This window comes from Pseudomonas paraeruginosa PA7 (assembly GCF_000017205.1).
GTDB lineage: Bacteria > Pseudomonadota > Gammaproteobacteria > Pseudomonadales > Pseudomonadaceae > Pseudomonas > Pseudomonas paraeruginosa.
In genome coordinates, this window is sequence record NC_009656.1 from 5,112,138 (window position 1) to 5,137,647 (window position 25,510).

The window sequence follows — 25,510 nt, forward strand, 5'->3', positions numbered from 1 at the left end:
ATTCGGTGAAAACGGAGTGGGGAGACCGATCAGTCTTCCAGGACGGCGAGGATTTCGGACTCGCCCATCACCAGCAGTTCCTCGCCATCGACCTTGATGGCGTTGCTGCCGGAGTACGGCCCGAAGACCACCTTGTCGCCCACCTTCACTGCCAGAGCGCGCACTTCGCCGTTGTCCAGTACACGACCGGTACCTACGGCTACCACTTCACCGCGGTTCGGCTTCTCGGCGGCGGAACCCGGCAGCACGATGCCGCCTGCGGTCTTGGTCTCTTCCTCGCTGCGACGGATAACGACGCGATCATGCAGAGGACGAAGCTTCATAGTCGTAACTCTCCCAAACAGTGGTTTCCAACGGCCGGATCGAAGTCCGGCGGGTTTGTTGAAGCCGGCGTTGCCGGGTTGCGACTCGACGCGCGAGCCGCGTAAGACAGCCTGCCCGTATGGCAGGGACCTTGCGGTGACCGTTACATAAGGTCGTCACAAGCCATTTCAAGGGCAGGCAGTGAAATTTTTTTCAGCGGCGCGAATCGTCGCGGCGCTCGTACTCGCCCTCGATGACGTTCGGCCGCGACGCACCCTGTCCGTAGCGGGCGTCAAGGTCGTCGGCGAAGGCGCGGCGGCGCAGCGCCTGCTGCTCGACGCGACGGCGCAGGCCGCCGAGCATCAGGCGGCGGGTGAAGGGAATCAGGCAAAGGATGCCGAAGATGTCGCTGATGAAGCCCGGCAGCATCAGCAGACCGCCACCGACGGCGATCAGCAGGCCTTCGAGCATTTCCTCCTCCGGCAGTTCGCCGCGGGCCAGCCGCTCGCGGGCGCGCCAGGCGGTGGCGACACCGGCCACGCGCAGCAGGGCGGCGCCGATGAAGGCGCTGGCGACGATCAGGAACAGGGTCCAGCCCACGCCGATGACGCTGCCGACCTTGATCAGGACGGCCAGCTCGACCAGCGGGAAGAGCAACAGCAGAAAGAGAAAAGCGCGCATTTCAGAGTCCTTGGCGGGGCCTGGATGCCCCCGGTACCACCAGTAGTTGGCGCCGATCGGCGGAGAATTCAACCCTGCGCCGGCTCGGCGGTCGGCCAGCGCTCGGCCCTGGCCAGTTGCACCAGAGCCTGGCGCACCGCCCCGGGGTTGCCGCAGGCCGCGGGGAACGGCAGCCAGTGCAGGCCCTGGCCAATGCGCAGGTGGAAACCTTCTGTATCAATTCCCGCCAGTTGCGCCGCGGCGTGCGCCGGCAGTCCGGCCAGTTCCACATAGTGCGCGATGGCGGCGGCATGATCGCTGTTCATGTGCTCGACCATGCCGCGCTCGGCTTCGCCAGCGAACGGATTGGCCAGCGGCACGCGCTCGGCGCCCAGCCAGTGGATCGCGCCGAAACCGCCGATGAAGCGCCACTGGACCGGCTGCAGCACCCAGAAATCGAAATCGTGGACCCGATGGTAATCGGCGGACTCGGGAAAATAGCGGTAGTAGCGCTCGGCCGCCGCGGCGACCTCCTCCTCCGCCAGTTGCCGCGCCTCGGCCAGCAGGGTGAGGCGGCCGACCGCCTGGATGTCTTCGGCGCCGCGCTCGCCGACCAGCAGCGAGCAGCGCCGATCGGCCTGCAGGTTATGGGTGTGCTGGGCGATGCGGCTGATCAGGATCAGCGGCCGGCCTTCACCGTCCAGGCAATACGGCACCACCGAGCCGAAGGGAAAGCCCGGCCATTTCTTCGACTGGGTGGAAAGGACCGCGCGGTATTCCTTGAGCAGCAATTCTCGGGCATTCTTTGCAGCTTCAACGCTCAATTTATGACTCCTTGCATAAAATCCGTCGCAAACGGACGGGCATAGAAAAGTGCGTTCGCAGATGCCGGCAAGGTCCGCTTCCAGAAACTGCTCGTGGGGTTCCAACCAATGCAACTGAAAGACAAGGTCATCATTATCACCGGCGGCTGCCAGGGTCTCGGCCGGGCGATGGGCGAATACCTCGCCGGCAAGGGCGCCAGGCTGGCCCTGGTCGATCTCAACCGCGAACGCCTCGACGAAGCCGTCGCCGCCTGCAAGGCCGCCGGCGGCGACGCCCGCGCCTACCTGTGCAACGTGGCGGACGAGGAACAGGTTACCCACATGGTGGCCCAGGTCGCCAGCGACTTCGGCGCCATCAACGGCCTGGTCAACAACGCCGGCATCCTCCGCGACGGCCTGACCATCAAGGTCAAGGACGGCGAGCTGAGCAAGATGAGTCTGGCCCAGTGGCAATCGGTGATCGACGTCAACCTCACCGGTGTATTCCTCTGCACCCGCGAAGTGGCGGCGAAGATGATCGAGCTGAAGAACCAGGGCGCGATCGTCAACATCTCCTCGATCTCCCGCGCCGGCAACATGGGCCAGGCCAACTACTCGGCGGCCAAGGCCGGGGTGGCCGCGGACACCGTGGTCTGGGCCAAGGAGCTGGCGCGCTACGGCATCCGTGTCGCCGGCGTGGCGCCGGGCTTCATCGAGACCGAGATGACCGCGGGCATGAAACCCGAGGCGCTGGAGAAGATGACCGCCGGCATTCCGCTCAAGCGCATGGGCAAGCCGGTGGAGATCGCCCATTCGGTGGCCTACATCTTCGAGAACGACTACTACACCGGTCGCATCCTCGAGCTGGATGGCGGTCTGCGCCTGTAGGCGCCAGCACCGCAAGGAAAGAAGCCCCGCGTTCGCGGGGCTTTTTCGTGGCGCGGGTACTACCAGCCGACCCCGAGGCCGAAGGTATAGCGGCGCTGGTTGACGTTACCGTCGTTGCCGCTGAACTTGTCCCACTCCGCCTTCAGGCTCAACGAGGCCCAGCTGGTCAGCTTGTAGCGGATCCCCGCCTCGGTCTGCAGTTCGTAGTCCAGGCCCGACTGCAGCGGCTTGCTGACCTCGCCATTGGTGAACAGCTCGAACTGCTTGGCCAGCAGGTAGCGGTTGTAGTCCCATTTGAGGCTCGACGAATAGAAGTGCTCCTTCTCGCCGTCGGCGAACTCGTAGTCGTTGCGGTTGACCAGGGTGGCGATGGAGAACGCGCCCAGTTCGTTGTCCCAGAACTGGTAGCCGGGACCGGTGCCGATGGTGCGCTTCTTCGCCAGGTCCTCGATCATGTCGCGCTTGTAGGCGACCTGGCCCTGCCAGAACCAGTGATCGTCGATGAAGCGGTCCAGCGCGTACTGGCCGGAATAATTGTCGGTGCTGACCTGGCCGTTCTTCTTCTCGCGGTTGTACTCGCCCTGCATGTTATGGCGCCAGAGCCCATGGCGGGCGTTGGTCTTGAAGTCGATGTCGTAGTCGGAGACGTCGTTCTCGGCCTGCTTGCGGTCCAGCGAGAAATCGACGTTGCCGTTCCACACCCAGTCCTGGAGGATCGGCTTGGGCGGCATCATCTGCTGGATGCTGGCCAGCTCCACGGTCTTCGGTTCGCCATTGACCAGCGTCACCTGGCCCGGCCCGGCGGCCTTGATCCCCCTGGAGTGCTCGCCGGTCTCGGCGTCCTGCTTGACCAGCAGGTTCTGCTCGCTCTCGAAGGTGGAGATCTTGTCCCATTTGAGGGTGATGTCGCCGCCGTAGTCGGTCTTGAGCAGCAACTTGCCGCCATCGAACAGGGTGATCTTGCCGGTGAGGCGGTCACCGTTCTTCATCCAGACCGTATCGGCGAGGGTGGAGGTGGAGCTTGCGAGGGCGGCGAGGCACAGCAGAATTCTCGACAACATGAGCACAAATCAACTGAAGTGGGTTCGAAGAGGCCGGCATTATCCAAATGCCGGGCGGCAGAGCAAGGACCGGGGCACGGGCGGTAAAGTTCAGCCGGATCGGCCGAAAGGTGCGTCGGTTCACCAGCCGACGCCGATTCCGATCAGGTAGTGCCGGTCGGACTGGGTACCGCCCGCCGCGCGCAACTGGTCCAGTTCATAAAGGAACGAAAGACGCGCCCAACTGTTCAGGCGGTAACGCAGGCCGTATTCGCTGTCGAGCAGGTAATCGATCTGCTCGATGCCCGGCACCAGCACGGTTCCCTTGCTGTACAGCTCCAGCCGGGTCCCGGCGAGCAGCCGCTTGTAGTCCCATTCCAGCGAGTAGGAGGTGAAGTCCTCGCGCGGCTGGTCGCGCCATTCCAGTTGCCAGCGGCTGATCTCGGCGACCAGGTCGAAACGCCCCAGCTCGTCGTTCCAGAACTGGTAGCCGGGGCCGGTTCCCAGCGCACGCTGGCGCTCGAGACTGTCGATCCCATCGCGCTGCTGCGAATAGCTGGCGCGCCAGAACCAGTGTTCGTCGAAGAAGCGATCGAGATCGTAGTCCAGATCCCAATTGTCCTCGACCTGCCTGCCGTCCTTCTTCTCCCGTTCCACTTCTCCCGCCAGCACGTGGCGCCAGGCGCCGTGGCGAACCCGGGTATCGCCCTTGAGCTTCCACTCGTCCTTGTCGCTGTCGTTGCGCTTGCTGTCCAACTTGACATCGAGATTGCCCTCCCAGACCAGGTCCTCCACCAGCGGTCGTGGCGGCACCATCTGGTGGATGCTGGCCAGCGGGACGGTATGGCTGCCACCATCGACGATCCGCACCATGCCCTTGCCCGCCGCCTCCAGGGTTCGGCTACGCTGCCCGGAAACGCCCTGCTGCTTGACCAGCAGGGGTTTGTCGGAACTGATGGTGTCGATATTCTTCCAATCGATCAGTACCTGCCCGGCGTAGCGGGTCTTCAGCGCCAGCTTGCCGCCGTCCATCAGCACGATTTCGCCGGACAGGCGGTCGCCGTTGTCCAGCCACACGGTGTCGGCCAGCGCTGGGCCGGACAGCAGTATCAAGACCAATGAACAGAGGGCTCTGAGCGACATGGGCGTTCACAAGGCGGACAGGAAAGGGAAAACCGGCGAGCATGCCTGGACCGGCAGCGACCCGGCAAGCGCCCAGGCGCGCCGCGAGGCCCTGTACCTGGTGCTGGCGCAAGTGCCGCCGGGCCGGGTGGTCAGCTACGGCCAGCTGGCCGAAATGGCCGGTCTCGGCCGCGCCGCGCGCTGGGTCGGGCGAACCCTCGGCCAACTGCCGGCGGACACGCGCCTGCCCTGGCACCGGGTGCTCGGCGCCGGCGGCCGCATCAGCCTGCCGGCGGACAGCCCCGGCGGCCGCGAGCAGCGCACGCGCCTGCGCGAGGAAGGCGTCCTCCTGCACAACGACAGGGTGGACATACGTCGGCATGGCTGGCTTACAGCGAAGTAGAGCGGTTAGAGTGCGCGTTATTTTTTGCGGAACGGTTACCTCATGACTCAGCAATCCTGGCGAGAGGCCCTGGTCGCCTACAAGTCTCCCGCCAGCCTGGCCCTCCTGCTGCTCGGCTTCGCCGCCGGCCTGCCGACCATGCTGGTGTTCAACACCCTGTCGGTATGGTTGCGCGAGGCAGGCGTGGCGCGGGACACCATCGGTTTCGCCAGTTGGCTGGGTCTGGTGTACGCCTTCAAGTGGGTCTGGTCGCCGATGCTCGACCAATGGCGCCTGCCCATCGTCGGCCGTCTCGGCCGGCGCCGCTCCTGGCTGGTGTTCTCGCAGGTGCTGATCGCCCTCGGCCTGCTCGGCATGGCCCTGTGCAACCCGCAGAACCACCTGCCCTGGCTGATCGGCCTGGCCCTGCTGGTGGCGTTCGCCTCGGCGACCCAGGATATCGCGATCGACGCCTACCGCCTGGAAATCGCCGAGGACAGTCGCCAGGCCGCCCTCGCCGCCTGCTACATGACCGGCTACCGCGCGGCGATCCTGCTGGCCAGCGCCGGCGCGCTGATCCTCGCCGAATGGTTCGGCTCCACCAGTCTCAACTACAGCCAGACGGCCTGGGGCCTGACCTACGCGCTGTTCGCCCTGCTCATCCTGCCCGGCCTGGTCACCAGCCTGCTGATCCGCGAGCCGGCGGTGGACGTGCCGATCCACGTCAATCCGTCGCGCTTCGATTTCAACCACCAGTTGCTCTCGGTGCTCCTGTTGCTGATCCTGCTGATCTCGCTGCCGGCGATGATCACCGCCCTGCTCGACCGCGCCTGGCCACGCGCCGGCCTCTACGCCCTGCTGATGGGGATCTGCCTGTCGCCCTGGGGGCGCCAGCAGATCCGCCCGGTCCGCGAACTGCTCGCCACCGTGCGCCGGCCGCTGCTGGTGGCGGCGCGCGGCAAGGAAGTGCCACTGTTCGATTTCGTCCACCAGGCGGTCTCGGTGATGGTCCTGATCATCCTCCTGGTCACTGTCACCGCCATGTGCCGCGCCTACTACTCCGGGGCCTGGCCGCGCGGCACGCTGTTCCTGCTGATCGCCGCGTCCTGCCTGTCGGCGCCCGGACGCCTGCTGATGGCCCCGGTGCTGACGCCGATCACCGAGTTCGTCCAGCGCTACCGCTGGCAGGCCCTGCTGCTGCTCGGCCTGATCTCCACCTATCGACTGTCGGACACGGTGATGGGTGTGATGGCCGGGGTGTTCTACATCGACATGGGTTTCTCCAAGGAAGTCATCGCCAGCGTCAGCAAGGTCTTCGGCGTGCTCATGACCCTGATCGGCGCCGCCGCCGGCGGGGTGCTGATCGCCCGCTTCAGCATTCTCTCGATCCTGTTCATCGGCGGCGCCGCCTCGGCCACCACCAACCTGCTGTTCGCCATGCTCGCCCAACTCGGCCCGCTGCATGCCGAGGCCCTGCCCAGCCACGACGTGTTCAGCCTGGTGATGGCGCTGGAACCGCACGTGCTGATGCTGGTGATGACCATCACCCTCGACAACTTCAGCGGCGGCCTCGCCGCCTCGGCCTTCGTCGCCTACCTGTCGAGCCTGACCAACCTGAAGTTCTCCGCCACCCAGTACGCCATGCTCAGTTCGACCATGCTCCTGCTGCCGCGCTTCATCGGCGGTTACTCCGGAACCATGGTCGAAAGCCTCGGCTACGAGCGCTTCTTCTACGTCACCGCGGTGATGGGCATTCCCACCCTGCTGCTGATCGGCTGGCTGTGGCTGCGCCGCGCGCCGACCAGCGAGACGCCGGCGCCGGGGCACCAGAACGCCGAGCAACACTGAGTCGAATGAAAAAAGGCCGGCGAATGCCGGCCTTTCTCGTGGTCGCCCGCGCCGTCAGTCGGCCAATGCGCCCTGCACCACCTTGACCACCCGCTGCGGGAACGGGATGCCGATGCCTTCCTTGCCCAGCGCGTCGCGGGCCTTCTCGTTGAACATGAACATCACGTCCCAGTAGTCGGCGTTCTTCACCCAGACCCGCAGGGACAGGGTGATCGCACTCTCGCCGAGGTTGGCCACCACCGCCACCGGCGCCGGATCCTTGAGCACGCGCGGGTCGTCGGCCATGGCCAGGAGGATGTTCTGCGCGCTCTTCAGGTCGGCGTCGTAGTCGATGCCGACATCGAAGATCACCTTGCGCAGCGGCTCGGCCGAATAGTTGGTCACCGTGCCGTTGGACAGCGCGCCGTTGGGCACGATGATCCGCTTGTTGTCACCGCTGCGCAGCACGGTGTGGAAGATCAGGATCGAATCCACTGTGCCGGACACGCCCTGCGCCTCGATCCAGTCGCCGACCTTGAACGGGCGGAACAGCAGGATCAGCACGCCGCCGGCGAAGTTCGCCAGGCTGCCCTGCAGGGCCAGGCCGATGGCCAGGCCGGCGGCACCGATGGCGGCGACGAAGCTGGTGGTCTGGATGCCGATCATCGAGGCCACGCTGACCACCAGCAGGATCTTCAGGACGATGCTCACCAGGCTGCCGACGAAGCCCTGCAGGGTACGGTCGACGCTGCGCTTGGCAAGCAACCCGCCGACCCGCCCGGTCAGGGTGTTGATCAGCCACCAGCCGACCGCCAGGGTCAGCAGCGCCAGGGCGACCTTGCCACTGTACTCCAGCACCACCGGCAACCAGGACTCGGTCTGCTGCACCAGTCGGTCGTAGTTCAATTCCATGCATTACCTCCATTCTCGAGAAACACCCACCCGTGCGGCACGGAAAACGGGGCGGGCTCTTGCAGATTCCTGCCCGGAGACGCCGCGCGACGGTTTCCGGACCTGGACACGAATCGGCGCAGCGCGGATGGCCCGGCGCTGCGCCGACAGGGAGAGGCATCGCCGGAGACGCCGCGGCGGCGCTACTCCTATTGCGATGCCCGGGATGGCGAGAGGTTCCGAAAAACCTCGTCAATCGCGGAAGTTGGTGAACTGCAGCGGCATCCCCAGGGACTCGCCACGCAACAGGGCGATGGCTTCCTGCAGGTCGTCGCGCTTCTTGCCGGTGACCCGCACCTGCTCGCCCTGGATGGCGGCCTGGACCTTGAGCTTGCGTTCCTTGATCAGGCCGACGATCTTCTTCGCCAGGTCCTTGTCGATGCCTTCGCGGAAATTCACCTCCTGCTTGACCACCTTGCCCGACGGGTAGGCGTCCTTGACCTCCATGCACTGGCTGTCGACCTTGCGCTTGACCAGGTTGGAGCGGAGGATGTCGAGCATCTGCTCGAGCATGAAATCGGCTTCGGCGGTGAGGGTCACCGACTTGTCCTTGGCTTCGAAACTGCATTTGCCTTTCAGGTCGAAACGGCGATCCAGTTCCTTGATGGCGTTGTCCACGGCGTTGGTCAACTCGTGTTTGTCCAGTTCGGACACCACGTCGAACGAAGGCATGTCATCTCTCCAGATGGAAGGCGCGACAGGGTTCACAGACGGAACCGCGCCTGACTTGACGGTAAAAAATGCCCGCCCATTATAACCGAGCCCTCGCGAGCGAATGCCCGCCGGTTTGGCGGAGACCGACGATTTATTCCCGATGACGCGCACCAACGTGCCCGAAAGGGGTCTCCCGCGACGACCGGGCCCCTGCCGGCAGCGTACCGGCCCAATCCTCATCCCGAGTCCGTTCATGCCCAACCCCGATCTCAGCATCCTGGTCGTCGACGACGCCAAGTTCTCCAGCGCCATGATCGGCCGCGCCCTCAGCCAGGCCGGCTACCAGGACATCCGCTTCGCCAGCAGCGCCAGCGAAGCCCTGCGGCAACTCGAGGAGCGCCCGGTCAGCGTGCTTCTCGCCGACTGGCTGATGCCGGAGATGGACGGCCTGGAACTGACCGCCCGGGTGCGCCAGCTGGACGAAAGCAGCAACCACTACACCTATGTCGTCCTGCTCACCGGCAAGGAGGGCGAGAACGTCCTCGGCGAGGCCTTCGACCGCGGCGTCGACGACTTCGTCAGCAAGGCGGCGATGAACGAGCAACTGGTGCCGCGCATCTATGCCGCCGACCGCCTGTGCAACACCCTGCAGCGCCTGCTGGTGGAAAACCGTCTGCTCACCGAGAACATCGCGCGGATGGAGGAGCGCAACCTGGTGGATACCCTCACCGGCCTCGGCAACCCGCGCTACCTGCGGCAGAAGCTGGCCGACAGCCTGCGCCAGGTGGAGACCCGCGGCGGCGCACTGTGCTACCTGCTGATCGGCATGCCCGAAGCACCGACCCTGCGCCAGCGCCACGGCGAGGCCTTCCACCGCGAACTGCTGCTCGGCGTCGCCCGCCGCCTGCAACAACTGGTGCGGCCGCTGGACGTGCTGGTGCGCCTGGACGAACAGCACTTCGCCCTGATCACCCTGGTGGAAGACCTGCACGAGTGCTCGTCGAGCAGCTTCAAGCGGCTGCACGACGGACTCAACCTGAAGGCCTTCAAGACCAGCGAGGGCTTCATCGGCCTGAAGGCCGGCATCGCCATGCTCGGCCTCGACGGCAAGGCCCTGCCGCTGGGCATCGACGAACTGATGCAGCGCACCGAGGCGCTGCTGCCCGATGCCTACGCCAGCGGCCGGATCGCTACCTGCCGGATACCGGCGCTGCGCTAGACTTCGCCTATCGTCAGCCATTCGCAGTAGCACCCTCATGACCTGGCACATCCTCGGCGCCGGCAGCCTCGGCAGCCTCTGGGCCGCGCGCCTCGGCCGCGCCGGCCTGCCCGTCCGCCTGATCCTGCGCAACCGCCAGCGCCTGCGCCGCTACCAGCAGGCCGGCGGCCTGAGCCTGGTGGAGGATGGCCAGGCCAGCCTCTACCCGATCGCCGCGGAAACGCCCGATGGCGGGCCGCCGATCCAGCGCCTGCTGCTGGCCTGCAAGGCCTACGACGCGGAGGAGGCCGCCGCCAGCGTGGCCCACCGCCTGGCCGGCAACGCCGAACTGCTGTTGCTGCAGAACGGCCTGGGCAGCCAGCAGGCGGTCGCCGCGCGCCTGCCGCGCAGCCGCTGCCTGTTCGCCTCGAGCACCGAGGGCGCGTTCCGCGACGGTGATTTCCGCGTGGTCTTCGCCGGTCGCGGGCATACCTGGCTCGGCGATCCCCGCGGCGGTGCCGCCCCCGCCTGGCTGGGCCAGCTGTCGCAGGCCGGGATCGCGCACAGTTGGAGCGCCGACATCCTCGAGCGCCTGTGGCGCAAGCTGGCGCTGAACTGCGCGATCAACCCGCTGACCGTGCTCCACGATTGCCGCAACGGCGGCCTGCGGGAGCATTCCCAGGAGGTCGCGGCGCTCTGCGACGAACTCGGCCAGCTGCTCCACGCCGGCGGCTACGTCGAGGCCGCCGGAAGCCTGCTGCAGGAGGTCCGGGGAGTGATCGACGCCACCGCGTCGAACTACTCCTCGATGCACCAGGACGTCGCCCGGGGCCGGCGCACCGAGATCGGCTACCTGCTCGGCTACGCCTGCCAGCACGGCCAGCGCCTGGGGCTGCCGCTGCCGCGCCTGCAAGCCCTGTTCGTCCGCTTGCAGGACCACCTGCGCCAGCGCGGTTTGCCCGACCGCTAAAGCGCGCTACCCTGCCCGCCACCCTCTTCGCCACGAAACATCCGAGCCCATGAACCTGCGCCAGCGCCTCGACAACCTGCCCGTCGGACAGAAACTGCTCGCCGCCCTGCTGATCCTGCTGGCCACCGTGCTGCTGGTGGCCAACCTGGCGTTCATCAGCGCCGCCTACTGGATCTCCCAGGAAAGCGTCGCGCCCCAGGCCATGCAGACCATCGGCCGGCTGATCGCCAACCCGGCGCTGAGCCAGCCGGCGCTCAGTTCGCCGCAGACCGCCGAGGTCCTGCTGCGCCAGCTCAACGACTACCAGCCGCTGCGCGCCGCCGCCCTGTACGACAGCAACGGCCTGATGCTGGCCGACCTGCAGCGCGGCGATACCCTCAAGCTGCCGGCCCGGCTCGATCGCCTGGAACACTGGCGACGCGGCGAATATCGCCTCAATGCGCTGATCGAGCTACCACAGGAAAACGCCCGCCCCGGCTACCTGCTGCTGGTGGCCAGCGGTGAGCTGCCCAGCGCCTTCTACACCGGGACCCTCACCGCCAGCCTGGCGATCCTCGGTATCAGCGTGCTGCTCTGGCTGCTGGTGGCGCAGCAGATCCGCCGCCTGATCACCCGGCCGATCCGCGACCTGGAGGAACTCTCGCGCCAGGTCACCCGCGAGGAAAACTACGCGCTGCGGGCCCAGCGCGGCAACGGCGACGAGATCGGCCGCCTGGCCGACGCCTTCAACACCATGCTGACCCGCATCGAAGCCCGCGAGCAGCAGCTCAAGCGCGCCCGCGACGACGCCCAGGAGGCGGTCGAGCAGGCCCAGAGCCTGGCCGAGGAAACCCGCCGCTCGAACCGCAAGCTGGAACTGGAAGTGCAGGTGCGCAGCAAGATCGAGAAGAAGCTCACCGGTTTCCAGCACTACCTCAACAGCATCATCGACTCCATGCCCTCGGCGCTGATCGCGGTGGACGAGCAGCTCTATGTCACCCAGTGGAACCAGGAAGCCAGCCAGCTTTCCGGCACCAGCCTGGACGACGCGGTGAACCAGCCGGTGTTCCTTGCCTTCCCCTCGCTCAAGCCGTTCCTCCCGCAGCTCACCCGCGCCGCCGAGAAACACAGCGTGGAGCGCGTAGAAAGGGTCACCTGGGCACTGATCGACACCCCGCGCCACTATGCCCTGACCTTCTATCCGCTGATGGGCGGCACCGGCCGTGGCGCGGTGATCCGCATCGACGACATCACCCAGCGCCTGAGCCTGGAAGAAGTGATGGTGCAATCGGAGAAGATGCTTTCGGTCGGCAGCCTCGCCGCCGGCATGGCCCACGAGATCAACAACCCGCTCGGTGCGATCCTGCACAACGTACAGAACATCAAGCGACGCCTGTCCCCGGAGCTGGCGAAGAACGTCGAGCTGGCCGCCGAGGTCGGCGTGCCGCTGGAAGACATCAATCACTACCTCGATGGTCGCGACATCCCGCGCCTGCTTGAAGGCATCCAGCACGCCGGCTCGCGGGCGGCGAAGATCGTCACCCACATGCTCGCCTTCAGCCGCCGCAGCCACCGGCAGATGACCGCCTGCGAGCTGCCCGCGCTGATCGAACAGGCGGTGGAGATCGCCGGCAACGATTTCGACCTGGCCGAGGGTTTCGACTTCAAGTCGCTGCAGATCGTCCATGAGTTCGACCCCAACCTGGGGCCGGTGCCGGTGATCGCCAACGAGGTCGAGCAGGTCCTGCTCAACCTGCTGAAGAACGCCGCCCAGGCCATCCACCAGCGCGACGACGAAGAGGAAGGCGAGCAAGGCCGGATCGTCCTGCGTACGCGTCTGGTGCCGCCCTGGGCGGAAGTCCAGGTGGAAGACAACGGCAGCGGCATGCCGGAGCTGGTGCGCAAGCGGATCTTCGAGCCGTTCTTCACCACCAAGGAAGTCGGCCAGGGTACCGGCCTCGGCCTGTCGGTCTCGTATTTCATCATCACCAACAATCACAAGGGCCAGATGGAGGTGCGCTCGGAACTCGGCCGTGGCACCTGCTTCAGCATCCGCCTGCCGCTGGAGAGCACCGGACTGGTCGCCCCGGCACAGGCCAAGGCCCTGCCACCCGCCCTGCCGCAGCCGGGCAGCAGCCTGCGGCGTGGCGACGAAGAGGAAGGTTGAAGCCATGGGCAATCGATTGTCGAAGATCTACACCCGCACCGGCGACCGCGGCGAGACCGGCCTGGCCGGCGGACGCAGGGTACCCAAGAGCCATCCGCGCATCGAGGCGATCGGCGCGGTCGACGAGTTGAACAGCCAGTTGGGCCTGCTCCTGGCCGAGCTGCTGGAAGCGCGTGGCGCACATCCCGGCCTGGAGGAGATCGTCCAGGCGCTGGCGCCGGTGCAACACCGCCTGTTCGACCTCGGTGGGGAGTTGGCGATGCCGGAGTACCAGGCCCTGGACGAGACGGAAGTGGCACGCCTGGAAAGCTGCATCGACCGCTGGAACGACGAGCTGGGCCCGCTGAAGAATTTCATCCTCCCCGGCGGTTCCCGCCTGGTCGCCCTGGCCCATGTCTGCCGCAGCCTGGCGCGCCGCGCCGAACGGCGCTGCCAGGCGCTGGACCAGGAAGAAACGCTGGATGGCGTCGGCCTGCGCTACCTGAACCGGCTCTCCGACCTGCTGTTCGTCGCCGCCCGCGCCATCGCCCGGCGCCAGGGCGTGGCGGAGATCCTCTGGGAGGCGGCGGCAAAACCGGACTGACGGGGAGCGAGGGCGCGGCATCGAGACGAAAAAAAAAGGAGGCCGAAGCCTCCTTTTCTTCGTCCACCGTCAAAGGCCGCCCGGCCAGAACGCACGGATACCCGCCACGCCCTGGGCTCCATGCTCCCAAGCCTGCTCGGCCTGCTGCGGACCGACGCCACCCAGCAGGTAGACCGGCTGGTTGAAGCCGGCGATCAGTTCGGCGGCCTTGTCCCAGCCCAGCGCCGGCGCGCCGGGATGGCTCTCGGTCGGCTGTACCGGCGACAGGGTGACGAACTCCACGCCCATCGAGGCGGCCAGGGCCAGCTCCTCCGCGTCGTGGCAGGAAGCCGCCAGCAGGCGCCCTTCGGGAAACGGCCGACCGGCGCTGGCATACTTGCGCAGCTGGGCGGAGGTCAGGTGCCAGCCGGCGGCCGGGAAGTCGCCCAGCCATTCCAGCGGGCCCTTGAGCATCAGTTGCGCCTTGCCGGCGCAGAGCCCCTGGATATCGATGGCGAGATCGCGGTACTCGGGACTGAACATGTTGGGCGCGCGCAGCTGGATCAGGCGGATGCCCGACTCCAGTGCCTTGCGCACGCCGCTGATCAGTTCGCCCGGCTCCAGGCCATCCGGCGTGATCAGGTAGTGCGCCGGCAGGCGCGCGGCCTGGACGATCGGCACATTGGCGGCGGGGAACTCGTAGTCCGCCAGCTCGCGCGGCTCCGCCCAGGCCAGCGGCTGGCCTTCGGCGCCATGCGGCTCGCCGGAGAAACCATCGACCTCCCAGACATCGAGCAGCACGTGCTTGTCGGCATAGTCGTGGCGCACCTGGATCAGCGGGCGGGCCCGCTCGACGCGAATGCCCAGCTCCTCTTCCAGTTCACGGGCCAGCGCCACGCGCACCGGCTCGCCCTCCTCCACCTTGCCGCCGGGAAACTCCCACAGGCCGCCCTGGTGCTTGTCTTCCGGCCGCCGGGCGATCAGCACCCGGCCATCGGAGCCACGAATCACGGCCGCGGCGACATGTACTCGTTTCACGGATCATCTCCTCGCTACTGCCGCCGCGCACCGCCTGGGACGGTACCGACGGTCAACTAGGCCTGCTCGCGCAATGCCGCGTCGTACCAGGTACGAAACGCAGGCCACTGATAAATGGTCTCGACATAGGCCCGGGCGGTGTCCGGCAACTCCACGGCATAGCTGCGGAAGCGCGCCGCCACCGGCGCGTAGAACGCATCCGCGAGGCTGGCATGGCCGAACAGGAACGCACCGTCCTGGCCGAAGCGCCGGCGGCACTCCGCCCACGCCTGGCAGATACGCTGAATATCCTGTCGCGTCGCCTCGGACAATTCCACCAATGGCTGCTGGCGGCGCAGGTCCATCGGCAACTCGCCGCGCAAGGCCATGAAGCCACTGTGCATTTCCGCGCAGAGCGCGCGCGCCATCGCCCGCGCCGCCTCGCCGCGCGGCCACAGGTGGGCCTCGGGGAAACGCTCGGCAAGGTACTCGGCGATGGCCAGGGAGTCCCAGATATCGCCGTCCTCGCTTTTCAACAGGGGCACCTTGCCGGTCGGCGAATGCCGCAGGATACGTTCTCGGCTATCGGGCCGCCCCAGCGGCACGAGGATTTCATCGAAGGCCGCCCCGCTCATCTGCAGGGCCAGCCAGCCGCGCAGCGACCAGGACGAATCGTTGCGGTTTCCAATCACGATGGTAAGGGCCATGCGTCTCTCCTTCTCGGTCGTTCCTTCATCCAGGGGAACTTAAGAGGCGCATGGCCCGATGGCAAATTCCCGATTTTCATCCATCGATGAAGGATCGGAATGCCGGGCTCAGGTGCGGTACTCCGCGTTGATCTTGACGTATTCGTGGGACAGGTCGGTGGTCCAGATGGTCTCGCTGCAGGTGCCGCGTCCCAGTTCGATGCGGATGCCGATCTCGGCCTGGGTCATCACCGCCGCGCCCTGCTCCTCGGTATAGCTGGCCGCCCGGCCGCCACGGCTGGCGATGCAGACGTCGCCGAGGAATACGTCGATCTTGCTCACGTCCAGATTGGCCACGCCGGCACGCCCGACCGCGGCGAGGATCCGTCCCCAGTTGGGATCGGAAGCGAACAACGCGGTCTTGATCAGCGGCGAGTGGGCCACCGCATAGCCGACATCCAGGCACTCCTGGTGAGTGGCGCCGCCATTGACCTGAACGGTGACGAACTTGGTCGCGCCCTCGCCGTCGCGAACGATGGCCTGGGCCAGTTCCATGGACACCTCCAGCACCGCCTGCTTCAGCGCGGCGAAAAGCGCGCCGCTGGCCTGGGTCACTTCCGGCAGCGCCGCGCGACCGGTGGCGATCAGCATGCAGCAGTCGTTGGTGGAGGTATCGCCGTCGATGGTGATGCGGTTGAAGGACTTGTTCGCGGCGTCGCGCAACAGGTCCTGCAGCACGCCCTGGGCGACCTTGGCGTCGGTGGCGATGTAACCGAGCATGGTCGCCATGTTCGGCTTGATCATCCCGGCGCCCTTGCTGATCCCGGTCACGGTCACGGTCACGCCGTCGTGGACGAACTGGCGGCTGGCGCCCTTGGGCAGGGTATCGGTGGTCATGATCCCCGTGGCAGCTTCGGCCCAATGATCCTCGGCCAGGTCGGCCAGGGCCGCCGGCAGCGCCGCCTCGATCTTGGCCACCGGCAGAGGTTCGCCGATCACTCCGGTGGAATATGGCAGCACGGAAGTCTCGACGACTCCGGCCAGTTCGGCGAGCTTGGCACAGGTTTGCGCGGCGGCGGCGAGGCCGGCCTCGCCGGTACCGGCGTTGGCATTGCCGGTATTGGTCAGCAGGTAGCGCACCTCGCCGAGGAAACGCTGCTTGGCCAGGGTCACCGGCGCGGCACAGAATGCGTTCAGGGTGAATACCCCGGCCACGCTGGAACCTTCTGCGCAGCGCATGACCACCACGTCTTTGCGCCCCGGTCGCTTGATGCCGGCCGAAGCGATGCCGAGTTCGAAACCGGGGACCGGGTGCAGGGTGGACAGGGGGCCAAGACCGACAGCCATGGGAACGCGCTCCTTTACCAAACAGTGGACTCGATGCCGTCTGCGACGGCGTGACGGAAAACGCATCGGCGCCGGACTGGCGCCAATTCGAACAAACGCCGCGAGCGGCAGGACCGGTCGCGGCGTTGGTGAACCAGGCGGGAAGCTTAGTCCAGCTGCCCGTGGCAATGCTTGTATTTCTTGCCGGAACCGCACGGGCAAGGCTCGTTGCGGCCGATCTTCTGCTCGTTGCGCACCGGCTCGAGCGGCACTACCGGAGCCGGGCCCTCGGGAAGCTCCTCGTCCTCGCCGGCCACCGCCTGTTCCATCGACGGTGCCTCGGCATGCTGGAATTGCATGCGCTTGGCCAGTTCCTCCGCCTCGCGACGCAGGCGGGCTTCCTCTTCGGCCGGGTCTTCGCGACGGACCTGGACATGGGACAGCACGCGGATGGTGTCGCGCTTGATCGAATCCAGCAACTCCTGGAACAGGGTGAAGGACTCGCGCTTGTATTCCTGCTTCGGGTTCTTCTGCGCGTAGCCACGCAGGTGGATACCGTGGCGCAGGTGGTCCATGGTCGACAGGTGGTCCTTCCACAGGTCGTCCAGCACGCGCAGCAGCATCTGCTTCTCGAAGGCGCGCAGGGCCTCGGCGCCGGCCAGCTCTTCCTTCTCGTAGTAGGCGGCGACGATCTGCTCGAGGATCTTGCTGCGCAGGGTTTCCTCGTACAGCTTGTCGTCTTCGTCCAGCCACTGCTGGATCGGCAGGCGCACGGCGAAATCGCTGTACAGCGCGGCTTCCAGGCCTTCGACGTCCCACTGCTCCGGCAGCGACTGCGGCGGGATGTGCTGGTTGATGGTGGCGTTGAGGGTTTCCTCGCGGAACTCCTTGATGGTCTCGCCCACGTCCTCGGCCGACAGCAGGGTGTTGCGCATGTGGTAGATCACCTTGCGCTGCTCGTTGGCGACGTCGTCGAACTCCAGCAGTTGCTTGCGGATATCGAAGTTGCGGCCTTCGACCTTGCGCTGGGCCTTCTCGATGGCGTTGGTCACCATGCGGTGCTCGATCGCCTCGCCGGACTGCATGCCCAGCGCCTTCATGAAGTTCTTCACCCGGTCGGAGGCGAAGATGCGCATCAGGTTGTCTTCCAGCGACAGGTAGAAGCGGCTGGAACCCGGGTCGCCCTGGCGGCCGGCGCGGCCGCGCAACTGGTTGTCGATCCGGCGCGACTCGTGGCGCTCGGAAGCGATCACATGCAGGCCGCCCGCTTCGATCACCTGCTGGTGGCGCTTCTGCCACTCGGCCTTGATCTGGGCGATCTGCTCCTCGGTGGGGTTCTCCAGAGCGGCGACCTCGACTTCCCAGTTGCCGCCGAGGAGGATGTCGGTACCACGGCCGGCCATGTTGGTGGCGATGGTCACCGAACCCGGCGCACCGGCCTGGGCGATGATCTCGGCTTCCTTCTCGTGGTACTTGGCGTTGAGCACCTTGTGCTCGATGCCGGCCTGTTGCAGCAGCTTGGAAACGTATTCGGAACTCTCGATCGACGCGGTACCGACCAGGATCGGCCGGCCGAGGGCCTGGCACTGCTTGATGTCGGTGATGATCGCCGCGTATTTCTCTTCCTGGGTCAGGTAGACCAGGTCGTTGAAGTCCTTGCGCGCGATCGGTCGGTGGGTCGGGATGACCACCACGTCCAGACCGTAGATCTGGCGGAACTCGAAAGCCTCGGTATCGGCGGTGCCGGTCATGCCGGCCAGCTTGTTGTACAGGCGGAAGTAGTTCTGGAAGGTGGTCGAGGCCAGGGTCTGGCTCTCGGCCTGGATCGGCAGGCCTTCCTTCGCCTCGATCGCCTGGTGCAGGCCCTCGGACAGGCGGCGACCCGGCATGGTGCGCCCGGTGTGCTCGTCGATCAGGAGGATCTGGTCGCCCTGGACGATGTACTCGACATTGCGGTGGAACAGGGTATGCGCACGCAGCGCCGCGTAGACGTGGGTCAGCAGGCTCAGGTTGTGCGCCGAATAGAGGCTTTCGCCTTCGCCGAGCAGGCCGTTCTGGCTCAGCAGGTCCTCGATGAACTGGTGGCCCTGCTCGTTGAGTTCGACCTGGCGGGTCTTCTCGTCGATGCTGTAGTGGCCTTCCTCGCTCGGCTTGCCCTCGACCTCTTCGACCTGGCGCTTGAGACGCGGGATCAGCTTGTTGATTTTGATGTACAGCTCGGAGCTGTCTTCGGCCTGGCCGGAGATGATCAGCGGCGTACGTGCCTCGTCGATGAGGATCGAGTCCACTTCGTCGACCACGGCGAAGTTCAGCTCGCGCTGGAACTTGTCGTCCAGGCTGAAGGCCATGTTGTCACGCAGGTAGTCGAAGCCGAACTCGTTGTTGGTGCCGTAGGTGATGTCCGCAGCGTAGGCCGCGCGCTTGTCTTCCGGCGGCTGGAAGGGGGTGACCACACCGACGCTGAGGCCGAGGAACTCGTACAACGGGCGCATCCAGTTGGCGTCGCGGCGGGCCAGGTAGTCGTTCACCGTGACCACGTGCACGCCCTTGCCGGACAGTGCGTTGAGATACACCGGCAGGGTGCCCACCAGGGTCTTGCCCTCACCGGTGCGCATTTCCGCGATCTTGCCATCGTGCAGGGTCATGCCGCCGATCAGCTGGACGTCGAAGTGACGCATGCCCATCACCCGCTTGCCGGCCTCGCGAACCACGGCGAAGGCTTCGGGCAACAACTGGTCGAGCGTTTCGCCCTTGGCATAGCGCTGCTGGAACTCGGCCGTCTTCGCCTTCAACTGCTCGTCGGAGAGCGCCACCATCTGGGGCTCGAGCGCATTGATGGCCTGTACAGCCTTGGCCATGCGCTTTACATCACGCTCGTTCTTGCTTCCAAAGAGTTTCTTCAACAAAGGCGCAAACATATCGACTTGGTCATCCACACGTGGGGAATGGAAGGCTCACCCTTCCGGCGGCCCGTGCCGATCAACGGCATGAAAGGGAACATTCTACCCGGAAACGGGTATGAGAAAAGTACAGCAGATCAATGCGCGCCGCTCACTCGGAAACAGACGCGCGCGCGATGAAGCTTTGCGGATTCATTACCCGGCCATCCTTCATCACCTCGAAATGTACGTGGTAACCGGTGGAGCGTCCGGTGCTGCCGACCTTGGCCAGGACCTGGCCTCGCTTGACCAGGTCGCCGACCTCGACCAGGTTCTTCTGGTTGTGCGCATAGAGCGTGGTATAGCCATCGGCATGACCGACCTCCACCACGTTGCCGTAGCCGTTCTTGCGCCCGGACCAGGTCACCACGCCGGCCGCCACGGCCACCACGTCGCTGCCCGCCGGCGCGGCGAAGTCGATGCCCTTGTGCAGGCTCAGGCGCCCGCTCACCGGATTGACCCGGCGCCCGAACGGCGAGGAGATGTAGCCCTGGCGCACCGGCTGGCCGGCCAGGTAGGTCGACTGGCTGATGTGCTTGTCGGCGAGCAGTTGCTCGAGTACCTCGAGCTGCTGCTCGCGGGTATCCAGGCGTGCCGCCAGTTCGTCCAGCGTCGCCATGAACGACGGCGGGGCATAGGCGTTGCCCTCCAGCGGTTCATCGACGCCGCCCTGGCCGACGCCCAGGGAGAAGTCGAACTCTTCGGGGTCGACGTCGGCCAGTTCGGTAAGGCGCTCCCCCAGGGCATCCAGCCGCACCAGGCGTGCCTGCAGCTCACCTAGATGCACGCTCAGCGCGTCCATCTGCCGCTGCGCATCCTCGCGCGCGCTGCTGATCTCGTCGCTCTGCGCCTGCAGAGCGGCATCGACCTCGGTACCCACCGCCGGCGCCGGCGCGCGGAACAGCCAGGCGCCCATGAAGCCCCCCGCCAACAGGCTGGCGCCGACCACGCAGGCCCCCGCCAGCATCAGCAGCCGCGGCTGCAGATGGACGGAGCGAGCGGCCCCATGACGCCGGCTCAGAAAAATGATGTGCATGACTTATCCTTCATACGGGCCGGCAGTAGCGAAACGCTTTCTGCTACCATTCCGACTCAGTAACCCCCAGGCTTCCCGCCATGTCTTTTCGTCCCTTGCCCGCCCAGGCCTCGACCCAGTTGCTGCGCCAGGCCAAGCCGCTGCAGATGCTGTTCGCCGAGGCCCAGCGCATCTGCCGCCTGCAACAGCTGCTGGAAAGCCAGCTGCAACCGGCGGCACGTCCGTACTGTCACGTGGCCTCGTGGCGCGGCGGTTGCCTGCTGCTGATCGTCACCGACGGACACTGGGCCACACGCCTGCGCTACCAGCAACGGCGCCTGCAGCGACAGCTGCAGGGTTTCGAAGAATTCGCGAACTTAGCGAAAATCCTTTTCAAGGTGCAACCCACCACGTCCACACAACGTGCGGCGCGTCGCAGCTTGACCCTCTCCAGCGTGGCCGCGGAAAACCTACGCGGCTCCGCCGACATCGTCGCCAACCCGCGTCTCAGGGAAGCGCTCGAACGACTGGCAAGCCGCGCCGAGAAAAGCCGGCAAGAATAAATCCTGAAATAAAAAGAGGCCACCCTGAGGTGGCCTCCAAAGATGGAAAGGAGAGATTTCCTACACTGCTGCCGCCGGGCGCATATAGGAAATAGGCGCGGTACGCGCGTCTTCGAAGGTCACCACTTCCCAAGCGTCCCTGTCTGCGATCAGCGAACGCAGCAGTTGGTTGTTCAGGGCATGGCCGGACTTGAAGCCGCGGAACTCGCCGATAAGGCTGTTGCCGAGCAGGTACAGGTCGCCGATGGCATCCAGGATCTTGTGCTTGACGAACTCGTCCTCGTAACGCAGGCCGTCTTCGTTGAGCACGCGGTTCTCGTCGACCACGATCGCGTTCTCCACGCTACCGCCGAGCGCCAGGTTCTGCGAACGCAGGTACTCGATGTCGCGCATGAAGCCGAAGGTCCGGGCGCGGCTGACTTCCTTGACGAAGGAAGTGCTGGAGAAGTCGACCGAAGCCTGCTGGGTGCGGCCACGGAAGACCGGGTGATCGAAATCGATCTCGAAGCTGACCTTGAAGCCGTCGAACGGAACGAAGACGGCGCGCTTGTCGCCTTCCTCGACGCTGACCTCGCGCTTGATGCGGATGAACTTCTTGGCCGCTTCCTGCTCTTGCAATCCGGCGGACTGGATCAGGAATACGAACGGACCAGCGCTGCCATCCATGATCGGCACTTCCGAAGCGGACAGCTCGACGTAGGCGTTGTCGATACCCAGGCCGGCCATGGCCGAGAGCAGGTGCTCCACCGTATCCACTTTGACGTCACCCTTGACCAGGGTGGTCGACATGGTGGTTTCGCCGACGTTCTCGGCCCGGGCCGGGATTTCCACTACCGGATCCAGGTCGGTGCGGCAGAACACGATGCCGGTGTCCACCGGCGCCGGTTTCAGGGTCAGGTAAACCTTCTCCCCCGAATGCAGACCGACGCCAGTAGCCCGGATGATGTTCTTCAAGGTGCGTTGTTTGATCATGGCTTTGGCCGCTTAAGCGCTGACTGCGAACTGTTTTCAACAATGGCCGGCGATGATAGCAGAACCGGCCTTTGCTGAACACCAATCACGTCTCTACTCCTGATTAATAACTTCAATCGGCCTGGCGACGCAGGAACGCCGGGATATCCAGGTAATCCAGGTCATCCTGCGGGTTCAGCTTGGCCGCGGTCGCCGCGCTGCCGTGAGACTGGTTGCGCATCACGGTCGGACGGTCGAGGTCGCGGTAGTTCACCGACTGCTGCTCGCGCTGGGCCGGGGCGGCTGCCTGGGCGGCACTGGCCTGCACGGTGTTGTCGACGACCTTGACCGGCTTCTCCAGGCGCGCACCCAGGCCGGTGGCGACCACGGTGACGTGCAGCTCATCGCGCATGTCCGCGTCGATCACGGTGCCCACCTTCACGGTGGCGTGCTCGGATGCGAACTGTTCGATGATGTTGCCGACGTCGGAGTACTCGCCCAGGGACAGGTCCGGACCCGCGGTGATGTTCACCAGGATGCCGCGCGCGCCCTGCAGGTTGACGTCTTCCAGCAGCGGGTTGCGGATCGCCGCCTCGGTGGCCTCGCGGGCACGGTTCGGACCGCTGGCGCAGCCGGTGCCCATCATCGCCATGCCCATCTCGCTCATGACGGTCTTCACGTCGGCGAAGTCGACGTTGATCATGCCCGGACGCTTGATGATGTCGGAGATCCCGCGCACGGCGCCGGCCAGCACGTCGTCGGCCTTGGCGAAGGCAGCCAGCAGGCTGGCGTCCTTGCCGAGGATGGTCAGCAGCTTCTCGTTCGGGATGGTGATCAGCGAATCGACGCTCTCGGCCAGGGCACGGATGCCCTCGTCGGCGATCTGCATGCGCTTGCGACCTTCGAACGGGAACGGGCGGGTCACCACCGCGACGGTGAGGATGCCCATCTCCTTGGCCACTTCGGCGATGATCGGCGCCGCACCGGTACCGGTACCGCCACCCATGCCGGTGGTGATGAAGACCATGTCGGCGCCTTCCAGCACTTCGGAAATTCGCTCACGATCTTCCAGCGCCGCCTGACGACCGACTTCCGGATTGGCGCCGGCACCCAGCCCCTTGGTGACGCCCGGGCCGAGTTGCAGAACGGTGCGCGCCGCGATGTTCTTCAGCGCTTGTGCGTCGGTGTTGGCGCAGATGAACTCGACGCCCTCGACGTTGTTCTTGGCCATGTGATTGACGGCGTTGCCGCCACCACCACCTACACCGATCACTTTTATGACGGCGGTTTGTGCGATGTTATCGACCAGTTCAAACATTTCCCCTCTCCTTCCTTTCTAGTTTTGTCGCCTGCTGTTACCGCGTTGAATCAGAAATTGCCCTGGACCCAGCGTTTGAGCCGCTCCAGGACAGGTGCCTTGGGTTCGTCGCTGCTGTAGCTGCTGCCTGAAACGGACATCGACATGCCATCGGACTGCTTCTGCAGTCCGTACATCAGCAGGCCGACGCCCGTCGAATAGATCGGGTTGCGCACCACGTCGGTGAGGCCCTTCACGCTATACGGCACGCCGAGGCGTACCGGCATGTGGAAGATTTCCTCGGCCAGCTCGACCGCGCCTTCCATCTTCGAGGTGCCGCCGGTGAGGACGATCCCTGCCGGGATCAGGTCCTCGTAGCCGCTGCGGCGCAGCTCGGCCTGGACCAGGGTGAACAGCTCGTCGTAACGAGGCTCGACCACTTCGGCCAGGGCCTGGCGCGACAGTTCGCGCGGCGGCCGGTCGCCGACGCTGGGCACCTTGATGGTCTCGCCGGCACCGGCCAGCTTGGCCAGGGCGCAGGCGTAGCGGATCTTGATCTCTTCCGCGTACTGGGTCGGCGTGCGCAGGGCCATGGCGATATCGTTGGTGACCTGGTCGCCTGCGATCGGGATCACCGCGGTATGGCGGATCGCGCCTTCGGTGAAGATGGCGATGTCGGTGGTGCCGCCGCCGATGTCCACCAGGCACACGCCCAGTTCCTTCTCGTCCTCGGTCAGCACCGAATAGGCAGAGGCCAATTGCTCGAGGATGATGTCGTCGACCTCCAGGCCGCAGCGGCGCACGCACTTCTCGATGTTCTGCGAGGCATTCACCGCGCAGGTCACCACGTGCACCTTGGCTTCCAGGCGCACGCCGGACATGCCCAGCGGCTCGCGCACGCCTTCCTGGTTATCGATCACGTAGTCCTGGGCCAGGGTATGCAGCACCCGCTGGTCCGCCGGGATCGCCACCGCCTGGGCGGCGTCCAGGACACGCTCGATGTCCGCCGGGTTCACCTCGCGGTCGCGGATCGCCACGATGCCGTGGGAGTTCAGGCTGCGGATGTGGTTGCCGGCGATGCCGACGAACGCCGAGTGGATACGGCAACCGGCCATCTGCTGGGCCTCGTCGATGGCGCGCTGGATCGACTGCACGGTGGACTCGATGTTCACCACCACGCCCTTCTTCAGGCCGCGGGACGGATGAGTGCCGATGCCGACGACTTCCAACTGGCCATCGGCCGTCACCTCGCCCACCAGCGCCACCACTTTGGAGGTACCGATGTCCAGGCCGACGATCATCTTGCCGCTCTGCACGCTTGCCATGGTTATTACTGTCTCCTCAACTCACTGCACGGCGCTGGCCGTGGCCACCGACGTGGGCGTGACCGGCTCGCGCCACGCAACGGCCAGGCCGTTGGGGTAACGCAGGTCGATCCGCGCAATGTTCGAAATCTGATCTTTGAGTGCCTTGTCGTAGATGCTTACGAAGCGGCGAATCTTGTCTACCACGTGGTCGCGCCCGATCTGGATCTCGACGCCCTGGGCCGTGGTCAGCGCCCAGCCACCGCGATCGCTCATTTCCAGGCGGGCGATGGAGAACCCGAGGGGACGCAGCAGCTGGCTGAGCAACTGGTATTGCTGCATCACCTGTTGTTGCGCCCGCTGTGGACCATGCAAGCGGGGCAGATGTTCATAATTCGCCAGCTCTTTTGGCGTGAAGGCCTGTCCCTGGTTGTTCAGCAGCGCCTCGTCACCCCAGCGGGCGATCGGCAACTGCTCGTCCAGGCGGATCACCACCTGGTCCGGCCACACCCGGCGCACCTCGGCGTGGGCGATCCAGGGCATCTGCTCCAGTTGCCCGCGCATGCCCGCCAGGTCGATGGTGAAGAAGCTCGCCGCCAGGTACGGGGAGATCCGCTGCTGCACCGCGTGCTGGCTGATGTAGCTGAGGTCGCCCTCGACGCTGACCTTGGCGATCGGCCGGTCGGCGTACGGCAGGATGTACTCGGCGCCGCGATAGGCGCCATAGCCGAGGATCGCCAGCAACAGCGGCCAGGCCAGGTACTTGAGGAAGCTGAAGTCGGCTTTGGGCAGGCGCACGCTCAGCGGTTCCTTGGCCACCAGACGGCTGGCACCGCGCGGCATCGGCTTGCGCGGAGCGCGGCCGAGTCCACCGGGTTGCTGATGACGGAGCAGTACGCCGTTCAT

Annotated in this window: 23 protein-coding genes and 1 pseudogene; 8 read left to right on the forward strand and 16 right to left on the reverse strand. The window is 65.8% G+C overall.

From position 1 onward, the window contains the following. Nucleotides 1-29 precede the first annotated feature (29 nt). The 3 genes from PSPA7_RS23615 to PSPA7_RS23625 all read right to left on the reverse strand — a co-directional run bounded on the left by PSPA7_RS23615 (nt 30) and on the right by PSPA7_RS23625 (nt 1,787). Complete coding sequence (locus tag PSPA7_RS23615; protein WP_003094064.1) at nt 30-323, reverse strand: co-chaperone GroES; 294 nt, start codon at nt 321-323, stop codon at nt 30-32. Between the two features lie 193 nt (nt 324-516). Further along, nucleotides 517-984: an FxsA family protein gene (locus PSPA7_RS23620; RefSeq protein WP_012077176.1), complete on the reverse strand. Its 468-nt coding sequence runs from the start codon at nt 982-984 to the stop codon at nt 517-519. Nucleotides 985-1,052: 68 nt separating this feature from the next. Next, the gene (locus PSPA7_RS23625) at nt 1,053-1,787 is read right to left on the reverse strand and encodes a HugZ family pyridoxamine 5'-phosphate oxidase (protein WP_012077177.1); all 735 of its coding nucleotides are present in this window, start codon (nt 1,785-1,787) and stop codon (nt 1,053-1,055) included. A gap of 108 nt (nt 1,788-1,895) precedes the next feature. Between PSPA7_RS23625 and PSPA7_RS23630 the strand changes: the two genes are divergently transcribed. Beyond that, nucleotides 1,896-2,654 carry an SDR family oxidoreductase gene (locus tag PSPA7_RS23630; protein WP_012077178.1) on the forward strand — a complete coding sequence of 253 codons (759 nt, stop codon included), beginning with the start codon at nt 1,896-1,898 and terminating at the stop codon, nt 2,652-2,654. A gap of 59 nt (nt 2,655-2,713) precedes the next feature. Here the strand turns inward: PSPA7_RS23630 and PSPA7_RS23635 are convergent, their stop codons facing one another. Next, nucleotides 2,714-3,721 carry a DUF481 domain-containing protein gene (locus tag PSPA7_RS23635; RefSeq protein ID WP_023442907.1) on the reverse strand — a complete coding sequence of 336 codons (1,008 nt, stop codon included), beginning with the start codon at nt 3,719-3,721 and terminating at the stop codon, nt 2,714-2,716. 114 nt (nt 3,722-3,835) lie between these two features. After that, complete coding sequence (locus PSPA7_RS23640; protein WP_012077179.1) at nt 3,836-4,837, reverse strand: DUF481 domain-containing protein; 1,002 nt, start codon at nt 4,835-4,837, stop codon at nt 3,836-3,838. Here PSPA7_RS23640 and PSPA7_RS23645 point away from each other — a divergent pair. Both PSPA7_RS23645 and ampG read left to right on the forward strand, forming a co-directional pair. Continuing rightward, a complete protein-coding gene (locus PSPA7_RS23645; RefSeq protein WP_012077180.1) occupies nt 4,836-5,219 on the forward strand; it encodes an MGMT family protein in 384 nt (127 codons plus the stop codon). The genes PSPA7_RS23640 and PSPA7_RS23645 overlap by 2 nt on opposite strands. Nucleotides 5,220-5,261: 42 nt before the next feature. Continuing rightward, nucleotides 5,262-7,046, forward strand: a complete 1,785-nt coding sequence (gene ampG / locus PSPA7_RS23650; protein WP_003155663.1) for an MFS transporter AmpG — start codon at nt 5,262-5,264, stop codon at nt 7,044-7,046. A 54-nt stretch (nt 7,047-7,100) separates the two neighbouring features. Here ampG and PSPA7_RS23655 read toward each other — a convergent pair whose 3' ends face one another. Both PSPA7_RS23655 and PSPA7_RS23660 read right to left on the reverse strand, forming a co-directional pair. Beyond that, nucleotides 7,101-7,937, reverse strand: coding sequence for a mechanosensitive ion channel family protein (locus tag PSPA7_RS23655; RefSeq protein ID WP_003155665.1), 837 nt, complete (start codon nt 7,935-7,937; stop codon nt 7,101-7,103). A gap of 231 nt (nt 7,938-8,168) precedes the next feature. Next, a complete protein-coding gene (locus PSPA7_RS23660; RefSeq protein WP_003155666.1) occupies nt 8,169-8,648 on the reverse strand; it encodes a YajQ family cyclic di-GMP-binding protein in 480 nt (159 codons plus the stop codon). A gap of 103 nt (nt 8,649-8,751) precedes the next feature. On the opposite strand from PSPA7_RS23660, the pseudogene PSPA7_RS23665 reads away from it, so the two are divergent. The 4 genes and pseudogenes from PSPA7_RS23665 to PSPA7_RS23680 all read left to right on the forward strand — a co-directional run bounded on the left by PSPA7_RS23665 (nt 8,752) and on the right by PSPA7_RS23680 (nt 13,527). Next, a pseudogene (locus PSPA7_RS23665) lies at nt 8,752-9,849 on the forward strand (response regulator). A gap of 37 nt (nt 9,850-9,886) precedes the next feature. Continuing rightward, nucleotides 9,887-10,798, forward strand: a complete 912-nt coding sequence (locus PSPA7_RS23670) for a putative 2-dehydropantoate 2-reductase (RefSeq protein ID WP_012077182.1) — start codon at nt 9,887-9,889, stop codon at nt 10,796-10,798. 49 nt (nt 10,799-10,847) lie between these two features. Next, nucleotides 10,848-12,944 (forward strand): sensor histidine kinase, encoded by a 2,097-nt coding sequence (locus PSPA7_RS23675; RefSeq protein ID WP_012077183.1) that lies wholly within the window; start codon nt 10,848-10,850, stop codon nt 12,942-12,944. Nucleotides 12,945-12,948: 4 nt separating this feature from the next. Then, nucleotides 12,949-13,527 carry a cob(I)yrinic acid a,c-diamide adenosyltransferase gene (locus PSPA7_RS23680; RefSeq protein WP_012077184.1) on the forward strand — a complete coding sequence of 193 codons (579 nt, stop codon included), beginning with the start codon at nt 12,949-12,951 and terminating at the stop codon, nt 13,525-13,527. 69 nt (nt 13,528-13,596) lie between these two features. On the opposite strand, the gene PSPA7_RS23685 is transcribed toward PSPA7_RS23680, so the two are convergent. From PSPA7_RS23685 to PSPA7_RS23705, 5 genes are all read right to left on the reverse strand, one after another. Beyond that, nucleotides 13,597-14,544: a Nudix family hydrolase gene (locus tag PSPA7_RS23685; protein ID WP_012077185.1), complete on the reverse strand. Its 948-nt coding sequence runs from the start codon at nt 14,542-14,544 to the stop codon at nt 13,597-13,599. A 56-nt stretch (nt 14,545-14,600) separates the two neighbouring features. Next, nucleotides 14,601-15,230 (reverse strand): glutathione S-transferase family protein, encoded by a 630-nt coding sequence (locus tag PSPA7_RS23690; protein ID WP_003150384.1) that lies wholly within the window; start codon nt 15,228-15,230, stop codon nt 14,601-14,603. 108 nt (nt 15,231-15,338) lie between these two features. Beyond that, complete coding sequence (argJ, locus tag PSPA7_RS23695) at nt 15,339-16,556, reverse strand: bifunctional glutamate N-acetyltransferase/amino-acid acetyltransferase ArgJ (RefSeq protein WP_012077186.1); 1,218 nt, start codon at nt 16,554-16,556, stop codon at nt 15,339-15,341. A gap of 146 nt (nt 16,557-16,702) precedes the next feature. Beyond that, a complete protein-coding gene (secA, locus tag PSPA7_RS23700; protein ID WP_012077187.1) occupies nt 16,703-19,453 on the reverse strand; it encodes a preprotein translocase subunit SecA in 2,751 nt (916 codons plus the stop codon). 133 nt (nt 19,454-19,586) lie between these two features. Continuing rightward, nucleotides 19,587-20,510 (reverse strand): M23 family metallopeptidase, encoded by a 924-nt coding sequence (locus tag PSPA7_RS23705; protein ID WP_012077189.1) that lies wholly within the window; start codon nt 20,508-20,510, stop codon nt 19,587-19,589. Between the two features lie 80 nt (nt 20,511-20,590). Between PSPA7_RS23705 and PSPA7_RS23710 the strand changes: the two genes are divergently transcribed. Further along, nucleotides 20,591-21,052, forward strand: a complete 462-nt coding sequence (locus PSPA7_RS23710; RefSeq protein WP_003150389.1) for a DciA family protein — start codon at nt 20,591-20,593, stop codon at nt 21,050-21,052. A gap of 60 nt (nt 21,053-21,112) precedes the next feature. On the opposite strand, the gene lpxC is transcribed toward PSPA7_RS23710, so the two are convergent. The 4 genes from lpxC to PSPA7_RS23730 all read right to left on the reverse strand — a co-directional run bounded on the left by lpxC (nt 21,113) and on the right by PSPA7_RS23730 (nt 25,510). Beyond that, a complete protein-coding gene (gene lpxC / locus PSPA7_RS23715; RefSeq protein WP_003150391.1) occupies nt 21,113-22,024 on the reverse strand; it encodes a UDP-3-O-acyl-N-acetylglucosamine deacetylase in 912 nt (303 codons plus the stop codon). Between the two features lie 112 nt (nt 22,025-22,136). Next, the gene (gene ftsZ / locus PSPA7_RS23720) at nt 22,137-23,321 is read right to left on the reverse strand and encodes a cell division protein FtsZ (protein ID WP_003150393.1); all 1,185 of its coding nucleotides are present in this window, start codon (nt 23,319-23,321) and stop codon (nt 22,137-22,139) included. 50 nt (nt 23,322-23,371) lie between these two features. Next, nucleotides 23,372-24,625 carry a cell division protein FtsA gene (ftsA, locus tag PSPA7_RS23725; RefSeq protein ID WP_003094115.1) on the reverse strand — a complete coding sequence of 418 codons (1,254 nt, stop codon included), beginning with the start codon at nt 24,623-24,625 and terminating at the stop codon, nt 23,372-23,374. 21 nt (nt 24,626-24,646) lie between these two features. Next, nucleotides 24,647-25,510, reverse strand: a complete 864-nt coding sequence (locus PSPA7_RS23730) for a cell division protein FtsQ/DivIB (RefSeq protein ID WP_012077190.1) — start codon at nt 25,508-25,510, stop codon at nt 24,647-24,649.

What these genes read in the sequence shown, in the direction of transcription:
- PSPA7_RS23615 (WP_003094064.1), bottom strand. Translation starts at nt 323, where the DNA reads ATGAAGCTTCGTCCTCTGCATGATCGCGTCGTTATCCGTCGCAGCGAG.
- PSPA7_RS23620 (WP_012077176.1), bottom strand. Translation starts at nt 984, where the DNA reads ATGCGCGCTTTTCTCTTTCTGCTGTTGCTCTTCCCGCTGGTCGAGCTG.
- PSPA7_RS23630 (WP_012077178.1), top strand. Translation starts at nt 1,896, where the DNA reads ATGCAACTGAAAGACAAGGTCATCATTATCACCGGCGGCTGCCAGGGT.
- PSPA7_RS23645 (WP_012077180.1), top strand. Translation starts at nt 4,836, where the DNA reads ATGGGCGTTCACAAGGCGGACAGGAAAGGGAAAACCGGCGAGCATGCC.
- PSPA7_RS23640 (WP_012077179.1), bottom strand. Translation starts at nt 4,837, where the DNA reads ATGTCGCTCAGAGCCCTCTGTTCATTGGTCTTGATACTGCTGTCCGGC.
- ampG (WP_003155663.1), top strand. Translation starts at nt 5,262, where the DNA reads ATGACTCAGCAATCCTGGCGAGAGGCCCTGGTCGCCTACAAGTCTCCC.
- PSPA7_RS23655 (WP_003155665.1), bottom strand. Translation starts at nt 7,937, where the DNA reads ATGGAATTGAACTACGACCGACTGGTGCAGCAGACCGAGTCCTGGTTG.
- PSPA7_RS23660 (WP_003155666.1), bottom strand. Translation starts at nt 8,648, where the DNA reads ATGCCTTCGTTCGACGTGGTGTCCGAACTGGACAAACACGAGTTGACC.
- PSPA7_RS23670 (WP_012077182.1), top strand. Translation starts at nt 9,887, where the DNA reads ATGACCTGGCACATCCTCGGCGCCGGCAGCCTCGGCAGCCTCTGGGCC.
- PSPA7_RS23675 (WP_012077183.1), top strand. Translation starts at nt 10,848, where the DNA reads ATGAACCTGCGCCAGCGCCTCGACAACCTGCCCGTCGGACAGAAACTG.
- PSPA7_RS23680 (WP_012077184.1), top strand. Translation starts at nt 12,949, where the DNA reads ATGGGCAATCGATTGTCGAAGATCTACACCCGCACCGGCGACCGCGGC.
- PSPA7_RS23690 (WP_003150384.1), bottom strand. Translation starts at nt 15,230, where the DNA reads ATGGCCCTTACCATCGTGATTGGAAACCGCAACGATTCGTCCTGGTCG.
- argJ (WP_012077186.1), bottom strand. Translation starts at nt 16,556, where the DNA reads ATGGCTGTCGGTCTTGGCCCCCTGTCCACCCTGCACCCGGTCCCCGGT.
- secA (WP_012077187.1), bottom strand. Translation starts at nt 19,453, where the DNA reads ATGTTTGCGCCTTTGTTGAAGAAACTCTTTGGAAGCAAGAACGAGCGT.
- PSPA7_RS23705 (WP_012077189.1), bottom strand. Translation starts at nt 20,510, where the DNA reads ATGCACATCATTTTTCTGAGCCGGCGTCATGGGGCCGCTCGCTCCGTC.
- PSPA7_RS23710 (WP_003150389.1), top strand. Translation starts at nt 20,591, where the DNA reads ATGTCTTTTCGTCCCTTGCCCGCCCAGGCCTCGACCCAGTTGCTGCGC.
- lpxC (WP_003150391.1), bottom strand. Translation starts at nt 22,024, where the DNA reads ATGATCAAACAACGCACCTTGAAGAACATCATCCGGGCTACTGGCGTC.
- ftsZ (WP_003150393.1), bottom strand. Translation starts at nt 23,321, where the DNA reads ATGTTTGAACTGGTCGATAACATCGCACAAACCGCCGTCATAAAAGTG.
- ftsA (WP_003094115.1), bottom strand. Translation starts at nt 24,625, where the DNA reads ATGGCAAGCGTGCAGAGCGGCAAGATGATCGTCGGCCTGGACATCGGT.
- PSPA7_RS23730 (WP_012077190.1), bottom strand. Translation starts at nt 25,510, where the DNA reads ATGAACGGCGTACTGCTCCGTCATCAGCAACCCGGTGGACTCGGCCGC.